Origin of the sequence: Cryobacterium algoricola, from assembly GCF_004402485.1 — a bacterium.
Lineage (GTDB): Bacteria > Actinomycetota > Actinomycetes > Actinomycetales > Microbacteriaceae > Cryobacterium > Cryobacterium algoricola.
In genome coordinates, this window is the sequence record NZ_SOFG01000011.1 from 110516 (window position 1) to 135148 (window position 24633).

Sequence of the window (24633 nt, forward strand, 5' to 3'; positions counted from 1 at the left end):
ACCCGGCCGCTGGCCGCAACTCGAAGGATCACATGTCCAAGCGCATTGAAGTCAACGACCTCAACGTCTACTACAGCAAGTTCCTCGCGGTCGAGAACGTCACGCTGACGATCGAGCCCCGCACGGTGACCGCCCTGATCGGGCCGAGCGGCTGCGGCAAGTCCACCTTCCTCCGCACCCTGAACCGGATGCACGAGGTCATCCCCGGCGCCTACGTCACGGGTGAGGTGCTCATCGACGGCAACAACCTCTACGGGCCCGGCGTCGACCCGGTGCTCGTGCGCCGCCAGGTCGGCATGGTGTTCCAGCGGCCGAACCCGTTCCCGACGATGTCGATCGGCGACAACGTCCTCGCCGGCGTGAAGCTCAACAACCGCCGCATCTCCAAGCCCGACGCGGACGCCCTGATCGAGAAGTCCCTCCAGGGCGCCAACCTCTGGAACGAGGTCAAGGACCGCCTCGACAAGCCAGGATCGAGCCTCTCCGGCGGCCAACAGCAGCGGCTCTGCATCGCCCGCGCCATCGCCGTGCAGCCGGACGTGATCCTGATGGACGAGCCGTGCTCGGCCCTCGACCCGATCTCCACCCTCGCGATCGAGGACCTCATCGAGGAGATGAAGGCGGAATACACGATCGTGATCGTCACGCACAACATGCAGCAGGCATCCCGTGTCTCCGACCGCACCGGCTTCTTCAACATCGCCGGCACCGGCAAGCCGGGCAAGCTCATCGAGTACAACGACACCACGACGATCTTCTCGAACCCGTCGGTGCAGGCGACCGAGGACTACGTCTCCGGCCGATTCGGCTAAACCCGGGCCCCCTGACCGTTTCGGCCGTTCTAGTCGGTGCGGCCGAGCAGGTACGCGTTGAACGCGCGGGTACGCGGCAGGTCGGCCGCGAGCGGCAGGCCGTCGAGTTCGGTCACGGCAACGACCAGGCGGATGCTCGACAACAGCCAGACGGCATCCGCTGCCCGCAGCTCCGCGACCGTGATGTCCCGGTATTCCACCGGTTCACCCTGCTCCCTCAGGTACTCGAAGAGGCTCTGCTGGGTGGTGCCGTGCAGGATCGCACCGCTCGGCGCCGGCGTCACGTACACACCGTTCGAGCGGATCACCACGCTCGACGTCGGCCCCTCCATCACGTAGCCGTCGTGGGTGAGGAAGATCGCGTCGTCGGCGCCGCGACCCCTGGCCTCGCGGAGCGCGGCCATGTTGATCGCGTAGCTGAGCGTCTTCGCGCCCATCAGCAGCCAGGGGGCGACCTCGGCAACGCCGCGCGGGTACCCGCGGTCGAGGGTGATCGCCCGCACCCCGGTGTCGCGCACGGCGGAGTGGTCGGGGGCGCGGGTCGCGTGCAGCCACGCTGTCGGTGCCGGCCCGGACTGGACACCCCGGCTGAGCACGAATTTGAGGGCGAGCTCGCCCTCGTGGGGCACCCGGGACACCGCGTAGGCGATGGCCTCACGCCATTGTTCCGCGTTCGGCACCGGGAGGTCGCAGATCTCCGCCGAATGCCGCAGCCGATCGATGTGCGCCTCGACCTCCTGCGGGTGCCCGTCGACGACGCTGAGGGTCTCGAAGATGCCGTCGCCGCGCTGGGTGCTCAGCTCCCCCACCCGGAGCGCGGGGGCGCTCGAGTCCATCTCGTGGAAGGTGCCCGCAAACTCCGTCTGGGCGGAATCGGCGGGCACCGGGTCGATCAGCAGGGTGAATGGCAGCGTCATGCCCCGAGCCTAGTTGCGGATCAGGAACTCTGGATGGCCAGGACCGGGGTCGTTGTCGGCTGTGTCGAGCCGCCCTTGGGCTCGACGGTCAGGCCGATCGTGTCTCCCGCGGTGAGGCTGCCGTCCAGGACCCGCCAGGCGGTACCGCTACTCGCGCTGACGCTCGTGTCGAGGAGGCCGGCCGAAACCGCTCCCCCGGCTCCGATGTACCAGAGCTGATAGTCCTTGTCGCCGGAAAGCGCGGGCAGACCGTCGACGACGAGCGCCGAGAGACTGCTCGTGTCCGACCAGACCAGGGTGGCCTGATGGCCGTCCGCGGTCGTCGCCGACGCGCGCTGCACGTCGGGCGCGGCGTTGAGCTGGGCGAAGGAGGACGCCTGCTGGGCCACGAAGGAATCGGACGTTCCTGCCATGCCCTGGCCGAAGAACGTGCCCCCGACGAAGAGCGCAGCGGCGGCGGCCGCGGCGAGCAGGAGGCTGGCCGGACGCTGGAACCAGCGCTTGCGGGCCCGCTCGGCCGCGCTCGGGCCGGAACCCGACCCGGAACCGGCCGCGGTCGCCGGCTCCGCCGCAGTGGACGGGGAGGGGGCACCGGGCGGGGGAACCGGTGGGACCGCAGCCAGCCGCGGGGCCGAAGGGGCGGCATCCGCTGCGGGTGCGCTCACGGCCTCCGCACGGGGTGCGAGCTGCGGGGTCGAGGACAGTTTCGCCATCAGCGAGGCCTTGAGGGCCGCTGAGGGTTGCACCGGCGCCGTGGCGAGGCCGAGCGCCACAGCGGTGTCGCTGAGCTCTGCGGCCTCGATGCGGGCCTCCTCCGACGACTCGAGGTGCGCCTCGAACGCCGCACGCTCCCGGGCGTCCAGGGCGTTGAGGGCGTATGCGCCGGTCAGTTCGCCGGCGTTGCGCTCCGGGGTGCCTGCTCCGGTGTTCTCCGTGCCGGTCATGAGGCCACGCCCAGTTCGTCGCGCAGGCGGATGAGACCGTCCCGAAGCCGGGTCTTCACGGTCCCGAGCGGGATATGCAGTTGGGCGGCGACTTCGCTCTGACTGAAGCCCCCGTAGTAGGCAAGACTGATCGCCTGGCGTTGCAGTTCGGTCAGTCTGGACATCGCCTTCTCCACCCTTTCATGCTCGATTCGTGTTTCGACGGTTTCGGACACGTCGTCATAGGCGACCGCGAGGTCGCGGATGCCGATCTTCGTGTCCCGGTCGCGTCCGGCCTGCGACGACCTGATCCGGTCGACCGCACGACGGTGCGCCATGGTCATGATCCAGGTGGAAGCCCCGCCACGCGCCGGCTCGTACCGCGTCGCCGATTGCCAGATCTCCAGGAAGATCTCCTGGGTCACTTCTTCCGACTGGGCGTGGTCGATGAGCAGACGCTTGACCAGACCGAGCACCCGAGGGGCCATCTGGTCGTACAGGTCCCCGAAGGCGGTCTGGTCCCCCGTGGCAACTCGGGCAAGCAGCTCCTCTTTTGAGGGAGGCGCTGTCGACTCGGTGTCGGCGGCGAAGTCAGCAGTCATGAGAACCAGCATGTCAGGTCTTATCCCGTTCCATGACTAGTGTTCGGCGCCGAACACGAAATGGATTGGTCAGAAAAGGCTGAAGGCCGGGCCGCAGAACGCCTCTCGGCGCGAGGCCGCTCAGAGCGGCGAATATTGGAGCCCGGGGTTACTGCGGCCCGACCAGCATTCAGTGTAAACGACGAAGGCGGATGTTTATTCCTAGTCGAGCGAATCGCTGCGCCACAACCGGGCGCACGATCCGAATTCCTGGGCTGTCGTGGAAAAACGCAGGGCGCGCGTGGTCAGTTCCGAGGCCCGGGATACCCCGGACGCGGCGAGCTCCGTCGCGTCGAGATCGTCGGCGACACTCGCGCATCCGCTCGCGATCACCCGGCAGAACGCCGCGGCACGGTCGAGCGCGACGGCGAAGTCGCCGGTGAAGATGCCGCGGAGGATCTGGTCGGCGAGGACGATGATCTCGGCGGGCCCCGTCGGCGCGGCCGCCCCGGCGATCACGGGGTCGATCGCCACGGTGACCTCGGTGCCGCGCTGGTATAGGAACGCGGTGCCCTCTGGGTCCTGGCGGATGAGCAGGCGGACGAGGTAGATCCGCCAGAGCGCGCCGGGCAGGCTGCGCGGCGTTGCACGCGACCACAGCTCGGCGACCGCGTCGATGCCGTGCTCGTCGGTGTATGCGACGAGCCGTTCGACGACCTCGGGATCAGGGTCGCTCCGCACCCGGGCGAGCAGCGCGTGCGCGGTCTCGTGCGCGACCCGGCTGATCGTGGCCGGGTCCTGGCCGCCCTCGAAGGATTCGAACTTGCTGCCCGAGAACTGGGTGGGCTTGTGGAAGTCCTCTGCCAATCGAATCCTCCGTGTCTCCTGCGTGTCTCGTGCGTGTTCGGTGTCTCGTGCGTGTCTCGTGCGTGTCCGATGGTGCCGTTGCGGGCCGATTCTTCCCGGTCCGAACGTCTCCCCCACGGTACCCAGAAAAACCTCGCGCGAATCCACGGTAGATTATTTACCGCGGGCCTCTAGCTCAGTTGGTAGAGCAAAGGACTTTTAATCCTTGGGTCGTCGGTTCGAGCCCGACGGGGCCCACTCTTTGTGTTATCGGCAATATTCTCCGGACGGTTGCGGCGATAACACCACCGTGTTATCGTCAATCACATGAGCACAAGATCAGTGATAGTCGAGGCGACGGCCGAGTTGCTGGCACAGTCCCCGAGCGGAGACATCTCCACGCGCGCCGTGTGCGAAGCGGCGGGCGTGCAACAGCCGGTCATCTACCGGCTGTTCGGTGACAAGGACGGCCTCCTCGCGGCCACCGTCGATCACGTCTGGGACCAGTACCTCGGCATGAAGCGCGCCGCCGAGGAATCCGCCGATCCACTGACCGACCTGCGGGCGGGCTGGGACAGTCACTCCGCGTTCGCGCTCGCCCACCCGAACGCCTACCGGTTACTGTTCGGCTCCGGCGGCGTCGCCAAGGCGGAGTCCGCCGACGAGGCGATGCGCCTGCTTCGCCTCGTGCTCGACCGTTTGGCGGCCGAGGGACGACTGCTGGTCGCCCCGGAGATCGCGGCCCGGGTGGTGATGGCGGCGAACACCGGGGTCTCGCTCGCGCTGATCCTGCACCCCGCTCTCTATCCGGATGCCTCGCTGTCGTCGACGATGCGCGACATCGTCCTCGGTTCCCTCGTCTCCGGCGCCACGCCGGCCCCGGGCGCCGGCGAATCGGGTCGCATCGCCGCGATCACCCTCCGAACCACGCTTCCGACCCTGCCCGGCGAACTCTTCACCGACCGCGAAGCCGGGCTGCTCGACGAATGGCTGGGACGCATCCAGTCGTCGTCGCCCACCGACTGACCGCCCCAGCCACACCGACGTTCACCACGCGCCCCACCGGGGCGTTGTCTGTCGCGCCCCATTCCCGGCGCGGACCACCTCTGTACAGAAAGCGATTCACCATGAGCAGCACCATCAGTACCGACCCCGCCACCGGCATCCCGCGCGTCGCCCTCGTCACGGGAGGGTCCGGCGGCATCGGACGCGCCGTCGTCGATCGGCTCGCGCGCGACGGGTTCGCCATCGGCGTGCACTATGCCGGCAACCGGGAGCAGGCCGAAGCGACGGTTGCAGCGGTCGTCGCCGCGGGTGGCCGCGCGATCGCGGTCGGCGGCGACGTCGCGGACGAACAGGCCATGTCGGCCGTTTTCGACTCTGTCGAGGCGGAGTTCGGCGGGATCGACGTCGTCGTGAACACGGCGGGCATCATGCTCCTCTCACCGATCGTGACGCTCGACCTCGGCGACCTCGACCGGATCTACCGAACCAACATCCGCGGCACCTTCGTGGTCTCCCAGCAGGCGGCCCGCCGCATCCGACCCGGTGGGGCGATCATCAACTTCTCCACCTCCGTCACCCGCGCCCAGTTCCCCGGCTACGGCGCCTACGTCGCGAGCAAGGCCGCGGTCGAGAGCATCACGCTGATCCTCGCCCGCGAACTGCGCGGCAAGGACGTGACCGTGAACACGGTCGCCCCCGGCCCCACCGCGACCCCGCTGTTCCTGAACGGAAAGGACGAGGCCACGATCGCGAACCTCGCCACGGCGGTTCCCCTCGAGCGCCTCGGCCAGCCCGACGATATCGCCGAGACGGTCGCGTTCCTCGCCGGTCCAGCCCGCTGGGTCAACGGCCAGGTCGTCTTCACCAACGGCGGGCTCGCCTGACAGCTGCCGAGAGCGAGCCCGTTCGTACTACGCTCGGGCTATCGCCCAACCAACGGATACCCGGCACGAGGAGTCGAAATGCCCAAGAAGGTCAAGTGGCTCGAGGAGCCCATCCCGGAGAACTACCCGAAGGCGGGCGACTACCTGCGGCTGCTGGTGAACGAGCACGCCGTCGAGGCGACAACGCTCGCCCTCGAGGCGGCGCCCATCACCTTCCACAAGGCCAAGGACATCCTGCGCGCCGCCGGATTGCAGCTGCTCACAGCGGAAAACCCGCATGTCGCCAGGTATCTCAAGCTGATCCGTGAGGGAGGCCGGCTCGCGCCGATCCTGCTCGTGCGCGGCAACCTCCCCTCGGCCGTTCCGCTGCACATCGCGGACGGGTACCACCGGGTCTGCGCGACGTACCTCACGAACGAGAACACCGACATCCCGGTGCAGCTGGCGGACCTGACGCTCTAAGCGCGCCATGGTGCACTGCCGGTCGAATGTCCGGATACCCCGATGACGTTCCAGACCCTTGCGATCATCTCCCTAGTCGGCCTCCTCGGTCCGTTACTGGCGACCCCGCCGCGGTGGCGGGTTCCGGTCATGCTCGGCGAGCTCCTCGCCGGGATCCTCGTCGGCCGTTCCGTACTCGGCCTCGTCGACTCGAGCGATCCGACCCTGACCCTCCTTGCTGACGTCGGCTTCGCACTGATCATGTTCGTGGCCGGCACCCATGTCCCGGTGCGTGATGCCGGCATCCGCTCGGCGCTCGGCAGGGGAACGGCCAGGGCCGGCCTCGCCGCCGTCATCGCGGTCGTGCTCGGCGTGGCGACCGCTGTGCTGTTCGGCACCGGGCACGCACCGTTGTATGCGGTGCTGCTCGCCTCGTCGTCCGCGGCGCTCGTGCTTCCGGTGATCGACTCGCTGAAACTGACCGGGCCTTCGGTGCTGCAGGTCACGGCACAGGTTGCGATCGCCGACGTCGCGGCGATCGTCGCGCTGCCGATCGTGATCGACCCGGCCAACGCGGGCCGGGCCTCGCTCGGTGCCGTGGCCGTCGGGGTGTCCGCGGTGCTGCTGTACCTCGTGCTGTCGCGGCTCGAGCGAAGTGGCGCCCGGCTGCGGGTCCACAAGCTGTCCGAGGACCGCAAGTTCGCCCTCGAGCTGCGGGTTCAGCTGACGATCCTGTTCACGTTCGCCGCCCTCGCGGTCGTGAGCCACGTCTCGATCATGCTCGCCGGGTTCTCCTTCGGGCTCGCCGTTGCCATGGTCGGGGAACCGCGGCGCCTGGCCCGGCAACTGTTCGCCATCGCCGACGGGTTCTTCGGGCCGCTCTTCTACGTGTGGCTCGGCGCCTCGCTCAACGTGGTCGACCTGGTATCCCGGCCCGGAATGATCCTGCTCGGAGTTGCCCTCGGCCTCGGCGCCCTCCTTGCGCACGCCTCGGCCCGGCTGCTCGGTCTCCCACTGCCGTACGGCCTGCTCGCGGCCGCCCAGCTCGGCGTGCCGGTTGCGGCAGCGACGATCGGGACCCAGCTGCACCTGCTCGCCCCTGGCGAGGCGGCCGCGCTGATCCTGGGCGCGCTGATCACGATCGGGGTCGCGACCGTGGCCGCGGGCGTCGCCTCCCGGCGGCAGGCCGCCGGGTCGCCCGCCGCACCGGGGCCGCCCGCCGCACCACCGACATCCGCCTGACCGGCGAGCGGCTGCCGCTGCTCGCGCGCCAGGTGCGCCGTTTCGCGCCAGGCATGCCTGGCGCGAAACGGCGGAGTTGGCGCGCAACTCGGGACTAGTGCCGCGGAGCGGCGCAACTGGTGCGCGGGCCGCTGGGCCGCTGGGCCGGGCGACGGCACGGGGAATTCTCGGGGAGCACACAGCGTTGACACGGTCAGCACTCGGGCTCAGCCGCCAGACTTGTCGCTCCGCAGTCGCGCCACGCGCGCTGCGGGCACACAGCGGAGCGGGAGCTGCGGGGTGACGCGACAATTCAAGGAGGTCGCACGTGGAAAGAATCAACGAAGAAGTCGAGACCGAGACCGGCACGATCGAGAAGTACCGCCGGCACGCGAACGGACGCGGACTGGTCTCCGGCGGGGCACGGGTCGACCCGACCGCCTTCATCTCCGGAACGGCATACGTCGAGAGCGGAGCCAGGGTGGGCGCGGAGGCCTGGATCGGACCGGGCAGCTGGATCGACCACAACGCCCTCGTCGGCGCACGGGCCTTCATCGGCCAGAACGTGCACGTGGGCGTCGACGCCGTGATCGGCGGGGCCGCACGTCTCGGGAGCCACTCCCGGATCGGGGACGGCGCGCGGGTACAGAGCGGAGCGGTCGTCGACCGCGATATCCGGATCCCGGCGGGCGGTATCGTGACCGCCGCCGTGCGCGGGCAGGCACGAACGGCCGCGACGCGGCATCCGCTCGAAGCGGACGCGCCGGCCCGCCTGCGCCGCGCCGCCTGAGCAGCGACCGTGACCGAGGCCCCGACCGGGTGATACCGGTCGGGGCCTCGCCGCGTCGGGCTGCGGAGGCTCCGCACGGCTTGTGAGCTCGGCTTCGACGATCGACTCGGACGTTCGGCCGAGACGTCCGGCTCCCGGGCTCCGCCCAGGCGTTCGGCCTAGAAGAGGGTGACGGCGGCCTGGGCGATGGCGAAGATCGCGAGCCCCGCGAGGGAGCCGACGACCGTGCCGTTGATTCGGATGTACTGCAGGTCGCGACCGACCTGCAGCTCGATCTTCTCGCTCGTCTCCGCCGCATCCCAGCGTTCGACGGTCTCGGTGATGACCCCGGCGATCTCGTCGCGGTAGGTGCGCACGAGGTAACTCACCGAGTCGGCGATCCAGCGATCGATGCGCCCGCCGAGTGCGCCGTCGCCGGCCAGCCGCTCGCCCACCTCGATCACGGTGGAACGGATGCCGGCCCTCAGGTCGCTCTCCGGGTCGCCGAGCGACGCCGCGAGAGACACCTTCACGGCCTCCCAGGTCTCGCTCGCGAACTCGCGCAGGCGGGCACTGTCCAGGAGCTCGAGTTTCAGGGTCTCGACGCGGTTGATCATCGCCGGGTCGTGCTCGAGGTCGTCGGCCAGCTCGACGAGATAGCGGTCGATGGCCTCGCGAAGCGGATGCTCGGCATCCGCCCGGACGGAGGCGACGAACCCGAGCACCTCGCGATGCGCCCTGTCGTCGACGAGGCGGTCGACGAAGCCGGGGAGCCAGCTGGGCAGTCGCGCAGATACGGCTTTTCCGAATGCCTCGGGGTGCGCGATCAGCCAGCCCTCCGCCCGGTCGAGGAGCAGGTCGACGACGGCGTGCTGCTGCCCGGACGCGAGGAGCCGCGCGCCGACCCTGCCGATCGGAGGCGCCCACTCCGGGCGCACGAGGTGTTCGCGGGCCACGGTCTCGATGAGGTCCTTGATCGCGTCGTCGCTCAGGAGGGTGAGCAGGCCCGTGCCGGCGACGGCGATCTCATCGGTCAGCCTCCTGGCATTGTCCGGCTGTTTCAGCCAGGTGCCGAGCCGGCGGGACACCCCGATCGAGTCGAGTTTGCCGCGGACGACCTGCTCGGAGAGGAAGTTGGTGCCGACGAATTCGCCGAGGCTCGCGCCGATCTCGTCCTTGCGGCTCGCGATGATGTTGGTGTGCGGGATGCGCAGCCCCAGCGGATACCGGAACAGCGCGGTCACGGCGAACCAGTCGGCGAGGGCGCCGACCATGCCGCCCTCTGCGGCGGCCCGCACGTATTGCAGTGCGGGAATACGATCCTGCAGCGCGAAGGACACCGCGAAGACGATCGCCATCAGCAGGAGCAGGGCGAGGGCGAGCCGCTTCATCCGGACGAGGGCGACGAGTCGGGCGGCGTCGGCGGGGCCGAGCACGGCGGTGCGGCGCTGCCGGGTGCCGCGAGGCTTCGGCCGGCCGGGTGTCGGCTGGCCGGGTGTCGGTTCGCCGGGCTGCGGTTCGCGCGTCAGCGCCATGAATGTGAGCCTAGGCCTGGAATCCGGTCGGGCGAATGGCCCAGCGCACCGTCCAGGACTCGTCCGGCGCGAGCCAGCGGAGGCCTGCCCCCGAGTTGAACGCATCGGCAGGCGCCGTCATCGGCTCGATCGCGACGGCGCGGCCGGGCACGGGGACATCGCCCTCGCTCGCGGTGACGGGGAACTCCGTGGGGGTGAAGACCTGCACGTAGCGCATGTTCTCGTCGCCCCAGACGGTGACCCTGCGGCCGTCCGGCGCGGTGAGCGAATGCTCGCGTCCGGCGCCGCCGAAGGCGTCGTCGAGGGCGAGGTCGGCGACGCGCGCGCCGGCGCGGAGGTCGTAGCGGGTGCCGTCGACCGGGGTGTCGACGCCGGTCGGGTTGAGCCGGGCATCCACTTCGAGGCGGGTGGCCGCGTCGACGCGCAGCACGAGGTCCTCGGTGGGGACGTCGCCGATCTTGAGGTAGGGGTGCACGCCGATGGCGACGGGGGCACTCTCGGTGCCGACGTTGTGCACGGTGTGCGTGACCTCGAGGCCGGTCTCGGTCAGTGCATAGGTCACGCTCGTGTCGAGCTGGAAGGGGAAGCCGGACTGGGGGAACACGGTCGCGGCGAGGGTCACGGCCGCCGCGTCACGTTCGACGAGGCGATACGGCGTGAAGCGGAGGAGTCCGTGGATGGCGTTGTTGAGGAGCGGCTCCGTGATGCTGAGCTGCTGCCAGTCGTCACCGTTCCGCCAGATCCCGTCCCGGATCCGGTTGGGCCAGGGCACGAGCACGATGCCCGCGGACATCGGCGGCTCGACCGCAGCGGCGAAGGATTCGACGAGGTCGATGCCGTTCAGGGCATACGCCCGGATCCCGGCCGCGACCTCGGTGATCGTCGCGGTGGCCCGCCCGTCCGGGGTCTCGTGGGTCAGTTCGTACTGGGTTCCGGTGGCTGCGCGCATGGGACCAGCCTATTCGCCCTGGAGCACGGTCAGTCCTGCCTCGCGGAGCCGGGCCAGCGCGTCGGGGTGCGCCGCGGCATCCGTCAGCAGGGAATCGAAGGATTCGAGGGGTCCGACCCTGCCGAGATGCACCCGGCCGAGCTTGGAGCCGTCGGCCACGACGATCGCCCGGGTCGCCGCCTGGAGCATGAGCGTCTTGACCCCGGCCTCCGGCAGGTTGATGTTCGTGACACCGCCGGCCGCGTCGACGCCGTTGCAGCCGATGAAGGCGAGGTCGGCGTGCACCTGGCTCAGCACCGTCGCGGCGAGCGGTTCGACGAGGGAGTGCTGCAGCGGCCGGAGTGACCCGCCCGTGACGATCACGGTGAATCGCGGAATGGCGGGCTCGAGTTCGAGGGCGATGCTGAGGCCGTTGGTGATCACCACGACGTCGGTCAGCTCGGTGCGGGCGAGCAGGGCCCTGGCGATGGCGAGGGTGGTCGTGCCGACGTCGAGGATCAGGCTCTGCCCGCTCACCACGAGGGACGCGGCGAGCGCGCCGATCTGCTGCTTCGGGATCACGGATGCCCCGAGCGACTCCTCGAAGGACGCCTCGGTGTCCGCGGCGGGCGTCGAACCCGGCGTCAGCGCGGGCACCGCTCCCCCGTGCACCCGGTGCACAAGGCCGGCCGTCTCGAGGGCGTCGAGGTCGGCGCGCGCGGTGACCCCGGACATCCCGAAGGCCTCGCGCAACTCGCTCACCCGCACGAAGCCGCGCTCGTCGACGAGCCTGCGGATCTGCTCCCTGCGCTGGTGCTGCGGGAGCAGTTCGCGGTCGGACGGCACGTCGGATGTCATCTCCCCATCTTCGCTTACTTTCTTTTGGTTATCAATCAGAAACCACTGGTTTCGGTTGCGCAGATCCGCTAACGTGGGGAGGGTTATGGACACCGTCATGGACACCGCAGGCTTCGTCGCCGCACCCGGCATCACCCGTCACCACCACACCCTGGCCGACGGCCGGGACCTCATCTACTTCGACGACCCGGACACGCGGCTCTCGCCCGAACGTGCCGCCGACACCCGCGTGCTCGATCCGCGCCCGCCGACGGCGAGCATGCGGCAGGACCCGCTCAGCGGCGAATGGGTCTCGATCGCCTCCGCTCGCCAGAACCGGGTGTTCCTGCCGCCGGCGAACCTCGACCCGCTCGCCCCCTCGACGCCGGAGAACCCGAGCGAGGTGCCGAGCAACTACGACGTCGCCGTGTTCGAGAACAAGTCGCCGTCCTTCGGTCCGCTGCTGACCGACCCGAACGCCCCGGCCGGGCTGGCCGAACTCGCCGAGATCGGCCTCGGGCGCACCCGCACCTCGGTCGGGCGCTGCGAGGTCGTCTGCTTCAGCCCCGAGAACGAGGGCTCCTTCGCGAGCCTGTCCGTCACCCGGGCGCGCACCGTGATCGAGGCCTGGGCCGAGCGCACCCACGTGCTCTCGCAGCTGCCGGGCATCCAGCAGGTGTTCCCCTTCGAGAACCGCGGCGAAGCGATCGGGGTGACGCTGCGGCATCCGCACGGCCAGATCTACTCGTACCCGTACATCACCCCGCGCACCCAGCGTGTGATCGCCTCGCTCGAAACCTACGGCCCGTCCCTGTTCGCCGACGTGCTCGCGAGCGAGCAGGCCGCGGACCGGGTCATCATCCGCGGCGAGCACTGGACGGCGTTCGTGCCGTTCGCGGCCCGCTGGCCCATCGAGGTGCACATGCTCCCGCACCGCCAGATCCCCGACTTCGCGGCGACGAGCCTCGCCGAGCGCGACGAGCTCGCGGTGCTCTACCGGAGGCTGCTCCGCGGCATCGACGCGATCTACTCGACGCCGACGCCGTACATCGCGGCCTGGCACCAGGCCCCCGTGCACACCCACCGGGACGACATCCGGCTGATGCTGCAGGTGACGAGCCCCCGCCGGGCCGAGGACAAGCTCAAATTCCTCGCCGGCTCCGAAGCCGCGATGGGCGCCTGGATCGGCGACGTCACTCCCGAGCAGGCCGCGGCGGGCATCCGTACGGCCGTCGAGCGGTCGATGGCCGCGGATGCCGCGAGCGAGGCCCGCGCATGAGCGCCCTCGACTCCGCAGCGACCGCCGGTTTCGCCAAGCGCTTCGCCGGCGAGCCGGACGGCCTCTGGTCCGCGCCCGGCCGGGTGAACCTGATCGGGGAGCACACCGACTACAACGACGGCTTCGTGCTGCCGTTCGCGATCGACCGGCGCACCGTGATCGCGCTCGGCGCGCGGACCGACCGGCTGGTGCGGGTGGCGAGCTCGTTCTCCGACGAGATCGTCGAGATCTCCCTCGACGAGCTGACCCCCGACATCCTCTCGGGCTGGTCGGCGTACCCGCTCGGCGTCGCCTGGGCGCTCGGCGAGTTCGGGGCCCCGCTCGCGACGGAGCCCGGTTTCGACGTCTACATCGTCTCCGACGTGCCCATCGGTGCTGGGCTATCGTCATCCGCGGCCATCGAGAGCGCCGTCGCGGTCGCGCTGAACGACGTGTGGGCGCTCGGTTTCGACCGGCGCACCCTGGCCAGGGTGGGCCAGCTCGCCGAGAACCGGGCCGTCGGGGCGCCGACGGGCATCATGGACCAGTCCGCCTCCCTGCTCGGTGAGAAGGACGCCGCGGTGTTCCTGGACTGCCGGAGCCTGGAGTCCGAGGTGATTCCGCTCGGGTTCGACGCCGCCGGACTCGAACTGCTGATCATCGACACGAAGGTGAGCCACGCGCACTCGACCGGCGGGTATGCCTCGCGCCGGGCATCCTGCGAGCTCGGCGCCCGGCTGCTCGGCGTCGACTCGCTCCGCGACCTCGGGGTCGTCGACCTCGCGCGTGCCGCCGAGCTGCTCGACGACGAGACGTTCCGCCGGGTGCGGCACGTGATCACAGAGAACCAGCGGGTGCTCGACACCGTGCGCACGCTGCGCGAGTCCGGCCCTGCCGCGATCGGCGCGCTGCTCGACGCCTCACACACCTCGATGCGCGACGACTTCGAGATTTCCGTGCCCGAGCTCGACCTCGCGGTCGTCGCGGCGCGCGGGGCCGGCGCCCTCGGCGCGCGGATGACGGGCGGCGGCTTCGGCGGCGCCGCGATCGCGCTCACCCCGCACGAGCTCATTCCCACGGTCACCGCTGCCGTGCGCTCCGCGTTCGCGGACGCCGGCTTCGCCGCCCCGGACACCTTCGTGGTGCGCGCGGCGAACGGCGCCGGCCGCGAGGGCTGACCCACCCCGTCCCCTCGTCTCTGGACATAACTCCTGCAGATTCGTCCGGCCGCCCCGGCGCCGCCAGTGAAACACTGGGCGGCTGGGCAGCCGGCCGGGAATCTGCAGGAGTTATGCCGATTCGGGCGGGGTGACGGGAGTCGGCGTACCGCCCGTGATGCGGAGCAGCTCGGCGTAGCTGGTCGGGAAGACGGTGTGGGCGTGGCCGGCGGCCGCCCACACTTCGGGATACCCGTCGAGGGCGACGTCGACGAGGGTGCGCAGCGGTTGCGGGTGCCCGACCGGGGCGACGCCGCCGATGACCTGCCCGGTCGCGCTCTTGACCAGTTCCTTCGACGCGCGCCCGATCGTGCCGCCGAGACGGGTGCCGAGCCAGGGCGTGTCGACCCGGTGCGCGCCCGACGTCAGCACGAGCAACGGCTCGCCGTCGAGGGTGAAGACGAGGGAGTTGGCGATCGCGCCCGGCTCGATGCCGAGGGCGTCCGCGGCCTGCTGAGCGGTCGTCGCGGCGTCGTCGAGCCAGCGGATGTCCGGCGAGAGCCCGAAGGCGGCGAGCGCCTCCCGCACGCGGTCGACGGCGGGGTGTGCGGTGTTCACCATCCGGTCAGCCTAGCCCGTCCCGAATTCAGGAGTTGCGGCCCGTTTCGGCTCGTACAAGCGCTTTCCCGGGGCTAACGCGGCGCAATTCCTGAATTCGACACAGGTCTGGTGCACGGCGGGCACGGGTGCGGGGAGCGGGTGCGGGGAGCGGGCGCGCGGCACGGGCACGGGGAGCGGACACGTGCACGGGCACAGGCACGGATGCCGCACTAGGCTGGCGCGTATGACTGCCGACAGCGCCGCCCGCATCATCACCCTGCCCGACCGGCCGGGCCCGAGCATCGCGGACTCCGCGTTCGTCGCCCCGGGAGCCGTGCTCGTGGGGCACGTGATCCTCGCCGATCAGGCGAGCGTCTGGTACAACTCGGTGTTGCGCGCGGAGGCCGAACCGATCCGGATCGGCGCGGGCTCGAACCTGCAGGACAACGTCTCCTGCCACGTCGACCACGGGTTCCCGCTCATCGTGGGCCGGGACGTGTCCGTCGGGCACGGCGCGGTGCTGCACGGCTGCGTCGTCGAGGACGGCGCCCTGATCGGCATGCAGGCCACCGTGCTCAACGGCGCCGTGATCGGGGCCGGCTCCCTCGTCGCGGCCGGGGCCGTCGTGCTCGAGGGCACGATCGTGCCGCCGCACTCGCTCGTCGCGGGGGTCCCGGCCAAGGTGCGCCGACCCCTGACGGATGCCGAGGTCGCGGGCATCCGCCAGAACGCCGCGAATTACCTGGGGCACGCCGCCCTGCACGCAGCCGCCCTCGCCTGACCCGCCCCGTTCTCCCCTCGCCAGACCAGCCCCGCCCCGTTCGGAATTCAGGAGTTGAGGCTGGAAAGCCGCTCGGAATGCGCTCTTCGGGGCGCGGATGCCCGGATCTCCTGAATTCGGAACACCCGTCACCGGATGCCGGGGTGCCGGGCAACGGATGTCGGGTGCCGGGTAGCGGGTGCCGGGCAACGGGTGCCGGGCGCCGGGCTAGAGCAGGGTGCGCTCGGCGGCCTTGACCACGTTGCTGAGCAGCATGGCGCGGGTCATCGGACCCACGCCGCGCGGGTTCGGGGAAAGGTGGCCGGCGACCTCGGCGACGTCGGGGTGCACGTCGCCCGTGAGGACGCCCTTGCCGGTGAGCGGGTCGACCAGCCGGGTGATGCCCACGTCGAGCACCGCGGCGCCCGGCTTGATCCAGTCGGCCTTGACCAGGTGCGGCACCCCGACCGCGGCCACGACGATGTCCGCGCGGCGGACCTCCTCCGGCAGGTCGACGGTGCGCGAGTGGGTGAGGGTGACGGTCGCGTCGAGGCCCTTGCGGGTGAAGAGCAGGCCGAGCGGCCGGCCGACGGTGAGCCCACGGCCGATCACGACGACCTTGCGGCCGACGATCGGCACCTCGTAGCGGCGCAGCAGCTCGACGATGCCGGCGGGCGTGCACGGCAGCGGCGAGCTGAGCTGGCCTTCGATTCCGAGCACAAGCCGGCCGAGGTTGGTCGGGTGCAGGCCGTCGGCGTCCTTCGCGGGGTCGATCAGTTCGAGCATGGCGTTCTCGTTGTGGCCGACCGGCAGCGGCAACTGGATGATGTAGCCGGTCACCTCGCGGCTGGAGTTCAGGTCCTTGATCGCGGCGCGGACATCCGCCGTGGTCGCCGAGGCGGGCAGGTCGATGCGGATCGACTCGATGCCGACTTCGGCGCAGTCGCGGTGCTTGCCCGCGACGTAGGAGCGTGAGCCCGGGTCGTCGCCGACGAGCAGGGTGCCGAGGCCGGGAACGATCCCGTGCGCGCGCAGCTCGGTGACCCGGGCGATGAGTTCGGTCTTCACGGCGGACGCGGTCGCGACGCCGTCGAGGATGATTGCGGTCATGCGTGATCCAATCGTTTGGTGCTTTCGAGCGCGGTTGATCTCCGCGTTCGCCGAACCAATTCGACGGAGATTCTGGGTGAAAGACCCGGAATCGGGCCTCCCGCGCAGTTTCTTCTCAGAATCTCCGTCGAATTCGTCAGGGGGTGGTGGTGCAGGATGAGCGGCGTGGGCTACTGCTGCAGTCCGGGGTAGAGCGGGAAGGCCTCGGTGAGCGTCTTCACCCGGGCGCGGAGCGCCTGCACGTCGGCGCCGGGCTTGAGGGCCTCTGCGATGACGTCGGACACGACGGTGAACTCGGCGTCGCCGAAGCCGCGGGTCGCGAGGGCGGGCGTGCCGATCCGCAGGCCGCTCGTGACCATCGGCGGGCGCGGGTCGAACGGAACCGAGTTGCGGTTGACCGTGATGCCCACCTCGTGGAGGGCGTCCTCGGCCTGCTGGCCGTTGATCTCCGAGTGGCGGAGGTCGGCGAGCACAAGGTGCACGTCGGTGCCACCGGTGAGCACGTCGATGCCGGCGGCGCGTGAGTCCTCGGCCGTCAGGCGGGCGGCGAGGATGCTGGCACCGCGCAGGGTGCGCTCCTGGCGTTCCTTGAATTCCGGCTCAGCGGCGAGCTTGAACGCGGTCGCCTTGGCGGCGATGACGTGCATGAGCGGGCCGCCCTGCTGGCCGGGGAAGACGTTCGAGTTGAGCTTCTTGGCGAGCGCGGTGTCGCGGGAGAGGATGAAGCCGGAGCGGGGACCAGCGAGGGTCTTGTGCACGGTCGAGGACACGACATCGGCGTACGGCACCGGTGACGGGTGCAGGCCGGCGGCGACGAGCCCGGCGAAGTGCGCCATGTCGACCCAGAGCAGGGCGCCGACCTCGTCGGCGATCGCGCGGAACGCGGCGAAGTCGAGGTGGCGCGGGTACGCCGACCAGCCGGCGATGATGACCTTCGGCTTGTGCTCGATGGCCTTGTCGCGGACGACGTCCATGTCGACGAGGAAGGTATCCGGGTCGACGCCGTACGCGACCGGGTTGTAGAGCTTGCCGGAGAAGTTCAGCTTCATGCCGTGGGTGAGGTGACCGCCGTGGGCGAGCTCGAGGCCGAGGATGGTGTCGCCGGGCGTCGCGATCGCGGAGAGCACAGCGGCGTTCGCGGTGGCGCCGGAGTGCGGCTGCACGTTCGCGTACGCGGCGCCGAAGAGCGACTTGGCCCGCGCGATCGCGAGCTCCTCCGCGACGTCGACGAACTCGCATCCGCCGTAGTAGCGGCGGCCGGGGTAGCCCTCGGCGTACTTGTTGGTGAGCACGGAACCCTGCGACTGCAGGATGGCGCGGGGCACGAAGTTCTCGCTCGCGATCATCTCGAGGTAGTCGCGCTGGCGACCCAGTTCGAGTTCGAGAACGGCGGCGATCTCGGGGTCGACGACCTCGAGCGGCTCGTTGAATGTGGAATGCAGCGTGGTACCAGACACAGATTCGGACACGGGTCTCCTCAGACTTGAATTAATCGTCGTGGCCCAGGCGTGCGGCCACTAACCGTGTCAGTCGCTCCCCGATGGTGACCCATCTTTCGTGCTACGCCAGTTGCGACACGCAAATCCTATCAGGCGCCGCGGTCCCCGCGCCGGTTCGCGCGTCCCAGCTCGTCGACGATGAGCAGCTCCGGCCGGAACCGGTCGGTGTCGTGCGCGACCCGCGCGATCAGGTGCGCGGCCATCGGGGCGGTGAGCGCCTGGAAGGCCACGATCGCAACCGAGAGCGTGACCGTGCCGAGGGTGAAGTTGTTGACCGCGACATCCGCCGTCACGGCGATGAGGCCGAAGATCTGCGGCTTGGTCGCCGCGTGCAGCCTGCTGAGCACGTCCGGGAAACGCAGCAGGCCGACACCGGCCGCGAGGCACATCAGTGCGGCGGAGAGCACGAGCACCGCCGTCACCACGTCGCCGATCACGTCGGTCACGAGTGCTCCTTCCCGCCGAGGAAGCGGCCGACGGCGAGGGAGCCGAGAACCGCGAACAGGGCGAGCACGAGCAGCACCGGCAGGGTGTCGACGTGCCGGTTGATCGCCATCTCCGCGCCGAGGGCGCAGATCACGGTCGCGACGAGCACGTCGGAGGCGATCACCCGGTCGAGCACGGAGGGGCCGCGAATGATGCGGTAGACCGCGCACAGTCCCCCGGCGCCGAACAGCAGGGCGGCAACGATCACGACGATTCCCATCAGGCTTCCTCTCCCGGGTCGTCTGGGTTCCGGCGGTCGCGGTCGTCGCCGTCCCGAGCGGATGCCCGGCTCACGTCCCCGGCCGCGGCGCCCGTTGCCGCCGCGACGGCCGCCACGGTATCGCCGAGCGCGAGCCGTTCGAGGTCTTCGCGGGAGCCGAACGCGCCCACGATCCGCCGCTCGGTCGCGAGCACGCTCGCCCGGAAGTGGTCGATCTGGGCGTGCGTCCGCACTCCGAGCACGTGCAGGTAGAGGGTGGAACTCACCCGGTCGGTGTCGACAACGATCGATCCGGGCACGATCGAGGTCGCAACGGCCGTCCAGGTCAGGATGAGGTCGCTCCGGGTGCGGAGCGGCACCGCGATGATCGCGCTGTCCGGGCCTGCCGGCCTCCGGAACGGCCTCAGGGCGAGCCAGGCGACCTGCACGGACGCGCGCACGATGTCTCCGAGCAGTCGGAGCAGGAAGCCGAGGGTGCGTGCCGGGTTGATCCGGCCGCTCAATTGCACGGCGGGGAGGTAAAACACGACGGAGACGAGCGAGGCGAGCACGGCCCCGGTCACGAGGTTGAGCCAGGAGAAGCTGCCCCAGAGCAGCATCCAGAGGAACACGAGCCCGAGCCAGAGCGGGAGCTGGTTCAGGAGGGCGGCGCGGCGTTCCGCGCGGGTCGTCACGGTGCGCCGCCCGGGAAGACCGCGTCGACGTAGTCGCTCGGGGCTTCGATGTCGGCGGCGGCCCGCGCCGCGAAGTCGAACACGGGACCCGCGAAGACCGTGAGCCCGATGGTCAGCGCGAGGAGGCCCGCCGTGGCGCCGACCATGAGCGGGGAGACGGTCTTGGTCACGACCGTGCCGTCGTCGTGCGGGTCGTCGGTGAGGCGGTCGAGCATGGGCGAGTCGTAGTTCTCGACCTCGCGGCGCGGGCGCCAGAAGGCCATGTTCCACGCGCGGGCGAGGGCGTAGAGGGTCAGGAGCGAGGTGGCCGCTCCCGCCCCGATCACCGCCCACGCGAGTGGGGTGCCGAGCTGTGCCCCGGCCTGGAACAGGGCGAACTTGCCGAGGAAGCCGGAGAACGGCGGGATGCCGCCGAGGTTCATCGCGCCGATGAAGAACAGCACCGCGACAACGGGAGCGGCCTTGAGCATGCCGCCGAGCCGGGCGAGGGAGGTCGTGCCGCCGACGCGCTCGATGAGCCCGGCAGCGAGGAACAGGGTGGTCTGGACGCTGATGTGGTGCACGACGTAGAAGATCGTCGCAGCGAGGGCGAGCGGGGTGCCGATCGCGATGCCGAAGATCAGGTAGCCGATGTGGCTGACCAGGGTGAAGGACAGCAGCCGCTTGATGTCGGCCTGGGCGAGCGCTCCGAGGATGCCGATCAGCATCGTGAGCGCGGCGACGATGAGGAGCGGCACCTGGAACGGGTTGCTCGGGAAGAGCAGGGTCTGGGTGCGCAGGATCGCGTAGACGCCGACCTTGGTGAGCAGTCCCGCGAAGACCGCCGTGACCGGGGCCGGTGCCGTCGGGTAGGAGTCCGGGAGCCAGAACGAGAGCGGGAACACGGCGGCCTTCACCGAGAAGGCGAGGAGGAGCATCAGCCCGAGGATGCCCTGCACGTCTCCGGGCAGGGCGGGGATGCGCTCGGCGAGGAGGGCGAGGGTCACGGTCCCCGTCGCGCCGTAGATCAGGGCGATCGAGCTGAGGAAGAGGATCGAGGAGACCAGGCTCACGACGATGTAGGTGACCCCGGCACGGATGCGCGCACCGGTGCCGCCGAGGGTGAGCAGCACGTAGCTGGCCGAGAGCAGCATCTCGAAGCCGACGTAGAGATTGAACAGGTCCCCGGCGATGAACGCGTTGAACAGTCCGGCGGCGAGCACCAGGTAGGTCGGGTGGAAGATCGAGACCGGGGTTTCCCTGTCGCCGTCGACGATGCCCTGGCCGACGGCGAAGAGCAGCACGCCGAGGAGCATCACGGCCGAGACGAGCAGCATCAGTGCGGAGAGCCGGTCGACGACGAGCACGATCCCCCACGGCGCCTGCCACCCGCCGACGTGCACGACGGCGGGTCCCTGCTGGTCGACGAGCACGAGCAGGGTGGCGCTGATCAGGGCGACCGCGGTGAGCGAGGCGACGCCGACGCTGATCTGGGTCACGGTGCGCCGGCCGAGGGCGAGCGTGATCGCACTGCCGAGCAACGGGATGGCGACGACAAGGGGGACGAGGACAGTCGCGAGGTTCATCGGGCGGCATCCGTGTTCCCGGGGCGGGCGGGCGCCCCGTCGTCGTGGTCGTAGTCGTCCGGGTCCTCGTGATCGTCGGGGTCGTCATGATCGCTCGCGTCGTCATGATCGCTCGCGTCGAGGGACGCGCGCACGGCCGCATCGTCGTCGGTGGACGACCGGAAGTCCTGCTCCGCCGAGGACGCGGTCTCGGTGGCGTGCTCGTCGGTGAGGGTGTCGCCCTCGTCGCCGAGCTGGGCGAGCCACCATGCCCGGTAGACGAGGGCGAGGATGAGCGCGGTGATGCCGAAGTTGATCACGATCGCGGTGAGCATGAGGATCTGCGGCACGGGATCGACCATGTCGGCATCGCTCGCGGTGCCGGTGATGATCGGCGAGCTGCCCGGCCGGCCGCTCATGATGAAGATCAGCAGGTTCGTCGCGTTGCCGACGAGGACGAACCCGATCAGCACCCGGGTGAGGCTGCGTTCGAGCATGATGTAGACGCCGGTCGCGTAGAGCGCGGCCATGATCAGGACCAGGGTTAGCGAGGCGCTCACGGGACCACCTCGGGGACGGGCTCAGCGCCGGGCCCGGCGCCGGGCGCCGCTGCGGCGGCCCCGTCCGCGGTCGCCGAGGCGTCCGACCCGGCGGGCGGGGCCTCGCCGGTCTCGCTCTGCCGGTCGATCTCGCTGCCGAGGCTGCGGAGGATGTCGAGGGCGAGGCCGATCACGACGAGGTACACCCCGATGTCGAAGATAGTCGAGGTGCCGAAGGAGAGGTGGCCGAGCAGGGGCACGTCGATGCTCGCGTACCCGGACAGCAGCGGAATGCCGGTGACGAACAGCGAGGCGACCGCGGTTCCCACGGCGAGGATCACGCCGAGGCCGAGGATCTTGCCCGGGTCGATCGGGGCAGCCTCCCCGATCTCGTAGCGTCCTCCGGCGAGGTAGCGGGCGACGAGGGCGAGGCCGGCGAGGAGCCCCCCGGCGAAGCCGCCCCCTGGCGCGTTGTGCCCGGCGAAGAGCAGGAACACCGACACGACGATCGCCGGGTGGAAGAGCAGCCGCACGATGACCTCGATCAGGATCGACCGGTCCGCCGGCCTGATCGTGCGCCCGGCGAGCAGCCAGGACTGCCGGGTGACGGCGTGGCCGGCCGAGGACGCCTGCGGGTCGGCCACGACGCGGCGGCGGTTGCGCGGCGACCGCTGGGTGCGGGAGCCCTTCAACCGCGGCAGGGTCTCGGTGCGCCCGGAGACGAAGAGCAGGCTCGCGACGCCGGTCGCGACGACGATGAGAACGGACACCTCCCCCATCGTGTCCCAGGCCCGGATGTCCACGAGCGCGACGTTGACGATGTTCGTGCCGTGCGCCTCGAGCGTCAGGCGGGGCAGGTCGAGGGCGATGCTCGGGTCCTGCCGGGCGCCGAGGGCGATCACCGCGATCGTGCCCATCGTGAGACCGACGAGGATGCCGATCAGCGCGCGACGCCGGCGGTGCAGGGGTGCCTGCGGCCGGGCGACGTTCACGGGCAGTCGGCGCAGCACGAGCACGAAGACGACGAGCGTCATCGTCTCGACGAGCGCCTGCGTCAGGGCGAGGTCGGGTGCACCGTGGAACGCGAACAGGGCCACCATGCCATAGCCGGTCACCCCCGCGAGCAGCACCGCCGTCATCCGCTGCCCGGACCGGGAGGCGGCTATCGCCGCGAGGATCATGATCACGGCGATGATGACCTGGCCGGGGTAGTCCCAGAGCACGACCGTGTCGGGCCAGGTGCGGTTGACCGTGGCGGCGAGGCCGAGGGCGAGCACGAAGACCACGAGGATCGTGCCGAGATACTGCGGCAGCCCGCCGTGCTGTGCGAAATGGGTGAGCCGCGCCGCGGTGCGGTCGACAGTGCGCACGAGCAGCCCGTAGCCGCGGCCCGCGTCGACGGTGCCGGGCACCCGCTCCTGCAGCGCAGCGACCCGGCGACGCCTCCAGAACATCGCGGCGCCGAGGGTGAGCACGACCGCGGTGATGCCCAGGGCCGGTTCGAACCCGTGCCAGAGGGCGAGGTGCGCGTGCCCGCCGCCGGGGACGGTGTCCGCGTACGGCGCGAGGAGCGGATCGAGCGCCCCGGCGAGCGGGCCGAGCACGATCGTCGCGACGGCGAGCAGCCCCGGCGCGAGCAGGATGTCCCAGCGGCTCGGGTGCAAGGCCGTCGGCGCACGCCCGGTCCGGGACGCGAATGCGCCGTGAAAGAAGCGGATGCTGTAAGCCACGGTCAGGACCGAGCCCACCGCGGTGCCGGCGAGGGCCGCCCAGCCCCAGCCGTCGCCGTGCAGGCCCGCCTCGAGGAAGGCCGTGAAGACCGCCTCCTTGGCGACGAAGCCGAGCAGGGGCGGGAGGCCGGCCATCGAGGCCACGGCGACGAGCGCGATCGCGGCGAGCGCCGGGTCACTGCGGCCGATTCCGGACAGCTTCCGGAGGTCGCGGGTGCCCGCGCGGTGGTCGATGATCCCGACGACGAGGAAGAGCGCGGCCTTGTAGAGCGCGTGGGCCAAGAGCAGCGCAACCCCGGCGAGCGCCGCGTCGCGGGTGCCGAAGCCGACGACGACCATGATGAAGCCGAGCTGGCTCACGGTGCCGTAGGCGAGCACGAGCTTGAGGTCGTGCTGGCGCAGGGACCGCCACGCGCCCACGAGCATCGTCCAGATGCCGATCGTCATGAGCACCGGCATCCACCCCTCGGTGTCGGCGTACCCGGGGGCGAGCCGGGCGACGAGGTAGATGCCGGCCTTCACCATGGCCGCGGCGTGCAGGTAGGCGCTCACCGGGGTGGGGGCGGCCATCGCGGCGGGGAGCCAGAAGTGGAACGGGACGAGTGCCGACTTGGAGAACGCCCCGACGAGGATGAGCAGGATGGCCCAGGTCGCGACCGGGCCGGTGACGGGGTGCGCGACGAGCAGGGCGAGCGAGGTGGTCCCGGCCTCGACGCTGAGCATCACGATGCCGACGAGCATGACGAGTCCGCCGAACGTCGTCACGATGAGTGCCTGCAGCGCGGCGCCCCTGCTTTCCCTGCGGAACGTGTAATGGCCGATCAACAGGTAGGAGAGCACGCTCGTGATCTCCCAGAACATGAACATCACGACCACGTCGTCCGCGGTCACGAGGCCGTACATGGTGCCGGCGAAGGCGAGGAGGCAGGCGGCGAAGCGGCCGAGTGCCGGTTCGTCCGCGTCGAAGTACCTCGCGCAGTAGAGGAGCACGAGCGCGCCGACCCCGGTCACGACGAGGGCGAGCAGCCAGGCCAGGGTGTCGACGCGGAAGGACAGCGCGACGCCGAGCTGCGGAATCCACGGCACGCTCTCGGTGACCGAGCCGCCCTGCGTGACCGTCGCGGTCTGGGTGAGCGTGACGACGAACGCCGCGGCGGGCAGGAGTGCGATCAGATAGAACACCCGGGTCGACAGCACGCGGGTGAGGGCCGGCGTCAGGACGGACAGCACCAGGAAGGCGAGCAGGATCGTCGTCATGCGGCCTCCGGCTCTGATCTGGGGTCAGGGGTGATCAAGTCTACCTAGTGCCCGATGGACGAACCCTGTTAGGGGGCACCGCCGCCGCGCCGGTAGGGTG

Annotated in this window: 25 protein-coding genes, 1 tRNA gene and 1 riboswitch; of the genes, 10 read left to right on the top strand and 16 right to left on the bottom strand. The window is 70.3% G+C overall.

The genetic code is table 11. The features are described from left to right. Positions 1 to 32: 32 nt before the first annotated feature. Positions 33 to 812: a phosphate ABC transporter ATP-binding protein PstB gene (pstB, locus tag E3O44_RS07250; RefSeq protein ID WP_134533973.1), complete on the top strand. Its 780-nt coding sequence runs from the start codon at positions 33 to 35 to the stop codon at positions 810 to 812. 29 nt (positions 813 to 841) lie between these two features. Here the strand turns inward: pstB and E3O44_RS07255 are convergent, their stop codons facing one another. The 4 genes from E3O44_RS07255 to E3O44_RS07270 form a co-directional block, all read right to left on the bottom strand. After that, a complete protein-coding gene (locus E3O44_RS07255; protein ID WP_134533975.1) occupies positions 842 to 1729 on the bottom strand; it encodes an aminodeoxychorismate lyase in 888 nt (295 codons plus the stop codon). 20 nt (positions 1730 to 1749) lie between these two features. Further along, complete coding sequence (locus tag E3O44_RS07260; RefSeq protein ID WP_134533977.1) at positions 1750 to 2673, bottom strand: anti-sigma factor; 924 nt, start codon at positions 2671 to 2673, stop codon at positions 1750 to 1752. Further along, complete coding sequence (locus tag E3O44_RS07265; RefSeq protein ID WP_241976136.1) at positions 2670 to 3254, bottom strand: sigma-70 family RNA polymerase sigma factor; 585 nt, start codon at positions 3252 to 3254, stop codon at positions 2670 to 2672. The genes E3O44_RS07260 and E3O44_RS07265 overlap by 4 nt, the downstream gene beginning before the upstream one ends. A 201-nt stretch (positions 3255 to 3455) precedes the next feature. Further along, on the bottom strand, positions 3456 to 4100 hold the full coding sequence (locus E3O44_RS07270) for a DNA-directed RNA polymerase subunit beta (protein ID WP_134533981.1): 645 nt from the start codon (positions 4098 to 4100) through the stop codon (positions 3456 to 3458). Between the two features lie 164 nt (positions 4101 to 4264). On the opposite strand from E3O44_RS07270, the gene E3O44_RS07275 reads away from it, so the two are divergent. The 6 genes from E3O44_RS07275 (at position 4265) to E3O44_RS07300 (ending at position 8420) form a co-directional block, all read left to right on the top strand. Beyond that, a tRNA-Lys gene (locus E3O44_RS07275) sits at positions 4265 to 4337 on the top strand. Positions 4338 to 4406: 69 nt separating this feature from the next. Continuing rightward, positions 4407 to 5105 (top strand): TetR/AcrR family transcriptional regulator, encoded by a 699-nt coding sequence (locus tag E3O44_RS07280; protein ID WP_134533983.1) that lies wholly within the window; start codon positions 4407 to 4409, stop codon positions 5103 to 5105. 101 nt (positions 5106 to 5206) lie between these two features. After that, positions 5207 to 5968: an SDR family oxidoreductase gene (locus tag E3O44_RS07285; RefSeq protein WP_134533985.1), complete on the top strand. Its 762-nt coding sequence runs from the start codon at positions 5207 to 5209 to the stop codon at positions 5966 to 5968. A 78-nt stretch (positions 5969 to 6046) separates the two neighbouring features. Then, entirely contained in the window at positions 6047 to 6430 is a 384-nt protein-coding gene (locus tag E3O44_RS07290) for a hypothetical protein (RefSeq protein WP_134533987.1), read from the top strand. Between the two features lie 42 nt (positions 6431 to 6472). After that, on the top strand, positions 6473 to 7651 hold the full coding sequence (locus tag E3O44_RS07295; protein WP_134533989.1) for a cation:proton antiporter: 1179 nt from the start codon (positions 6473 to 6475) through the stop codon (positions 7649 to 7651). Between the two features lie 307 nt (positions 7652 to 7958). Beyond that, the gene (locus E3O44_RS07300) at positions 7959 to 8420 is read left to right on the top strand and encodes a hypothetical protein (protein ID WP_134533990.1); all 462 of its coding nucleotides are present in this window, start codon (positions 7959 to 7961) and stop codon (positions 8418 to 8420) included. Positions 8421 to 8578: 158 nt separating this feature from the next. On the opposite strand, the gene E3O44_RS07305 is transcribed toward E3O44_RS07300, so the two are convergent. From E3O44_RS07305 to E3O44_RS07315, 3 genes are read right to left on the bottom strand one after another with little or no spacing between them, the layout of a single operon-like run. Continuing rightward, complete coding sequence (locus tag E3O44_RS07305; protein WP_134533992.1) at positions 8579 to 9934, bottom strand: DUF445 domain-containing protein; 1356 nt, start codon at positions 9932 to 9934, stop codon at positions 8579 to 8581. A 10-nt stretch (positions 9935 to 9944) separates the two neighbouring features. Then, positions 9945 to 10883 carry an aldose 1-epimerase family protein gene (locus E3O44_RS07310; protein ID WP_134533994.1) on the bottom strand — a complete coding sequence of 313 codons (939 nt, stop codon included), beginning with the start codon at positions 10881 to 10883 and terminating at the stop codon, positions 9945 to 9947. Positions 10884 to 10892: 9 nt separating this feature from the next. Further along, complete coding sequence (locus E3O44_RS07315) at positions 10893 to 11720, bottom strand: DeoR/GlpR family DNA-binding transcription regulator (RefSeq protein ID WP_134533996.1); 828 nt, start codon at positions 11718 to 11720, stop codon at positions 10893 to 10895. 97 nt (positions 11721 to 11817) lie between these two features. On the opposite strand from E3O44_RS07315, the gene galT reads away from it, so the two are divergent. Together galT and galK are read left to right on the top strand one after the other, a co-directional pair. Then, the gene (galT, locus tag E3O44_RS07320) at positions 11818 to 12978 is read left to right on the top strand and encodes a galactose-1-phosphate uridylyltransferase (RefSeq protein ID WP_134533997.1); all 1161 of its coding nucleotides are present in this window, start codon (positions 11818 to 11820) and stop codon (positions 12976 to 12978) included. After that, entirely contained in the window at positions 12975 to 14135 is a 1161-nt protein-coding gene (galK, locus tag E3O44_RS07325) for a galactokinase (protein WP_134533999.1), read from the top strand. Before galT ends, galK begins: the two co-directional genes overlap by 4 nt. A gap of 111 nt (positions 14136 to 14246) precedes the next feature. Here the strand turns inward: galK and E3O44_RS07330 are convergent, their stop codons facing one another. Continuing rightward, positions 14247 to 14735, bottom strand: a complete 489-nt coding sequence (locus tag E3O44_RS07330; RefSeq protein WP_134534001.1) for a YbaK/EbsC family protein — start codon at positions 14733 to 14735, stop codon at positions 14247 to 14249. Positions 14736 to 14958: 223 nt separating this feature from the next. On the opposite strand from E3O44_RS07330, the gene E3O44_RS07335 reads away from it, so the two are divergent. Then, positions 14959 to 15495, top strand: a complete 537-nt coding sequence (locus E3O44_RS07335; protein ID WP_134534003.1) for a gamma carbonic anhydrase family protein — start codon at positions 14959 to 14961, stop codon at positions 15493 to 15495. 207 nt (positions 15496 to 15702) lie between these two features. Here the strand turns inward: E3O44_RS07335 and E3O44_RS07340 are convergent, their stop codons facing one another. The 8 genes from E3O44_RS07340 to E3O44_RS07375 all read right to left on the bottom strand — a co-directional run bounded on the left by E3O44_RS07340 (position 15703) and on the right by E3O44_RS07375 (position 24533). After that, complete coding sequence (locus tag E3O44_RS07340) at positions 15703 to 16584, bottom strand: bifunctional methylenetetrahydrofolate dehydrogenase/methenyltetrahydrofolate cyclohydrolase (RefSeq protein WP_134534004.1); 882 nt, start codon at positions 16582 to 16584, stop codon at positions 15703 to 15705. 170 nt (positions 16585 to 16754) lie between these two features. Beyond that, positions 16755 to 18053, bottom strand: a complete 1299-nt coding sequence (gene glyA / locus E3O44_RS07345; protein WP_134534006.1) for a serine hydroxymethyltransferase — start codon at positions 18051 to 18053, stop codon at positions 16755 to 16757. 24 nt (positions 18054 to 18077) lie between these two features. Beyond that, positions 18078 to 18167, bottom strand: a riboswitch (ZMP/ZTP riboswitch). Between the two features lie 5 nt (positions 18168 to 18172). Further along, positions 18173 to 18529 carry a monovalent cation/H(+) antiporter subunit G gene (gene mnhG, locus E3O44_RS07350; protein WP_241976138.1) on the bottom strand — a complete coding sequence of 119 codons (357 nt, stop codon included), beginning with the start codon at positions 18527 to 18529 and terminating at the stop codon, positions 18173 to 18175. Next, positions 18526 to 18789 (bottom strand): MrpF/PhaF family protein, encoded by a 264-nt coding sequence (locus tag E3O44_RS07355; RefSeq protein ID WP_134534008.1) that lies wholly within the window; start codon positions 18787 to 18789, stop codon positions 18526 to 18528. The genes mnhG and E3O44_RS07355 overlap by 4 nt, the downstream gene beginning before the upstream one ends. Next, on the bottom strand, positions 18789 to 19463 hold the full coding sequence (locus E3O44_RS07360) for a Na+/H+ antiporter subunit E (protein ID WP_134534010.1): 675 nt from the start codon (positions 19461 to 19463) through the stop codon (positions 18789 to 18791). Before E3O44_RS07360 ends, E3O44_RS07355 begins: the two co-directional genes overlap by 1 nt. Next, positions 19460 to 21028 (bottom strand): Na+/H+ antiporter subunit D, encoded by a 1569-nt coding sequence (locus tag E3O44_RS07365; protein WP_134534012.1) that lies wholly within the window; start codon positions 21026 to 21028, stop codon positions 19460 to 19462. The genes E3O44_RS07360 and E3O44_RS07365 overlap by 4 nt, the downstream gene beginning before the upstream one ends. Beyond that, positions 21025 to 21567 (bottom strand): sodium:proton antiporter, encoded by a 543-nt coding sequence (locus E3O44_RS07370; protein ID WP_134534014.1) that lies wholly within the window; start codon positions 21565 to 21567, stop codon positions 21025 to 21027. Before E3O44_RS07370 ends, E3O44_RS07365 begins: the two co-directional genes overlap by 4 nt. After that, positions 21564 to 24533 carry a Na+/H+ antiporter subunit A gene (locus E3O44_RS07375; protein WP_134534016.1) on the bottom strand — a complete coding sequence of 990 codons (2970 nt, stop codon included), beginning with the start codon at positions 24531 to 24533 and terminating at the stop codon, positions 21564 to 21566. Before E3O44_RS07375 ends, E3O44_RS07370 begins: the two co-directional genes overlap by 4 nt. Positions 24534 to 24633: the final 100 nt, after the last annotated feature.

Coding starts and splice junctions, on each gene's coding strand:
- pstB (WP_134533973.1), top strand. CDS start 33: ATGTCCAAGCGCATTGAAGTCAACGACCTCAACGTCTACTACAGCAAG.
- E3O44_RS07255 (WP_134533975.1), bottom strand. CDS start 1,729: ATGACGCTGCCATTCACCCTGCTGATCGACCCGGTGCCCGCCGATTCC.
- E3O44_RS07260 (WP_134533977.1), bottom strand. CDS start 2,673: ATGACCGGCACGGAGAACACCGGAGCAGGCACCCCGGAGCGCAACGCC.
- E3O44_RS07265 (WP_241976136.1), bottom strand. CDS start 3,254: ATGACTGCTGACTTCGCCGCCGACACCGAGTCGACAGCGCCTCCCTCA.
- E3O44_RS07280 (WP_134533983.1), top strand. CDS start 4,407: ATGAGCACAAGATCAGTGATAGTCGAGGCGACGGCCGAGTTGCTGGCA.
- E3O44_RS07285 (WP_134533985.1), top strand. CDS start 5,207: ATGAGCAGCACCATCAGTACCGACCCCGCCACCGGCATCCCGCGCGTC.
- E3O44_RS07290 (WP_134533987.1), top strand. CDS start 6,047: ATGCCCAAGAAGGTCAAGTGGCTCGAGGAGCCCATCCCGGAGAACTAC.
- E3O44_RS07295 (WP_134533989.1), top strand. CDS start 6,473: ATGACGTTCCAGACCCTTGCGATCATCTCCCTAGTCGGCCTCCTCGGT.
- E3O44_RS07305 (WP_134533992.1), bottom strand. CDS start 9,934: ATGGCGCTGACGCGCGAACCGCAGCCCGGCGAACCGACACCCGGCCAG.
- E3O44_RS07310 (WP_134533994.1), bottom strand. CDS start 10,883: ATGCGCGCAGCCACCGGAACCCAGTACGAACTGACCCACGAGACCCCG.
- E3O44_RS07315 (WP_134533996.1), bottom strand. CDS start 11,720: ATGACATCCGACGTGCCGTCCGACCGCGAACTGCTCCCGCAGCACCAG.
- galT (WP_134533997.1), top strand. CDS start 11,818: ATGGACACCGCAGGCTTCGTCGCCGCACCCGGCATCACCCGTCACCAC.
- galK (WP_134533999.1), top strand. CDS start 12,975: ATGAGCGCCCTCGACTCCGCAGCGACCGCCGGTTTCGCCAAGCGCTTC.
- E3O44_RS07330 (WP_134534001.1), bottom strand. CDS start 14,735: ATGGTGAACACCGCACACCCCGCCGTCGACCGCGTGCGGGAGGCGCTC.
- E3O44_RS07335 (WP_134534003.1), top strand. CDS start 14,959: ATGACTGCCGACAGCGCCGCCCGCATCATCACCCTGCCCGACCGGCCG.
- E3O44_RS07340 (WP_134534004.1), bottom strand. CDS start 16,584: ATGACCGCAATCATCCTCGACGGCGTCGCGACCGCGTCCGCCGTGAAG.
- E3O44_RS07355 (WP_134534008.1), bottom strand. CDS start 18,789: ATGGGAATCGTCGTGATCGTTGCCGCCCTGCTGTTCGGCGCCGGGGGA.
- E3O44_RS07365 (WP_134534012.1), bottom strand. CDS start 21,028: ATGAACCTCGCGACTGTCCTCGTCCCCCTTGTCGTCGCCATCCCGTTG.
- E3O44_RS07375 (WP_134534016.1), bottom strand. CDS start 24,533: ATGACGACGATCCTGCTCGCCTTCCTGGTGCTGTCCGTCCTGACGCCG.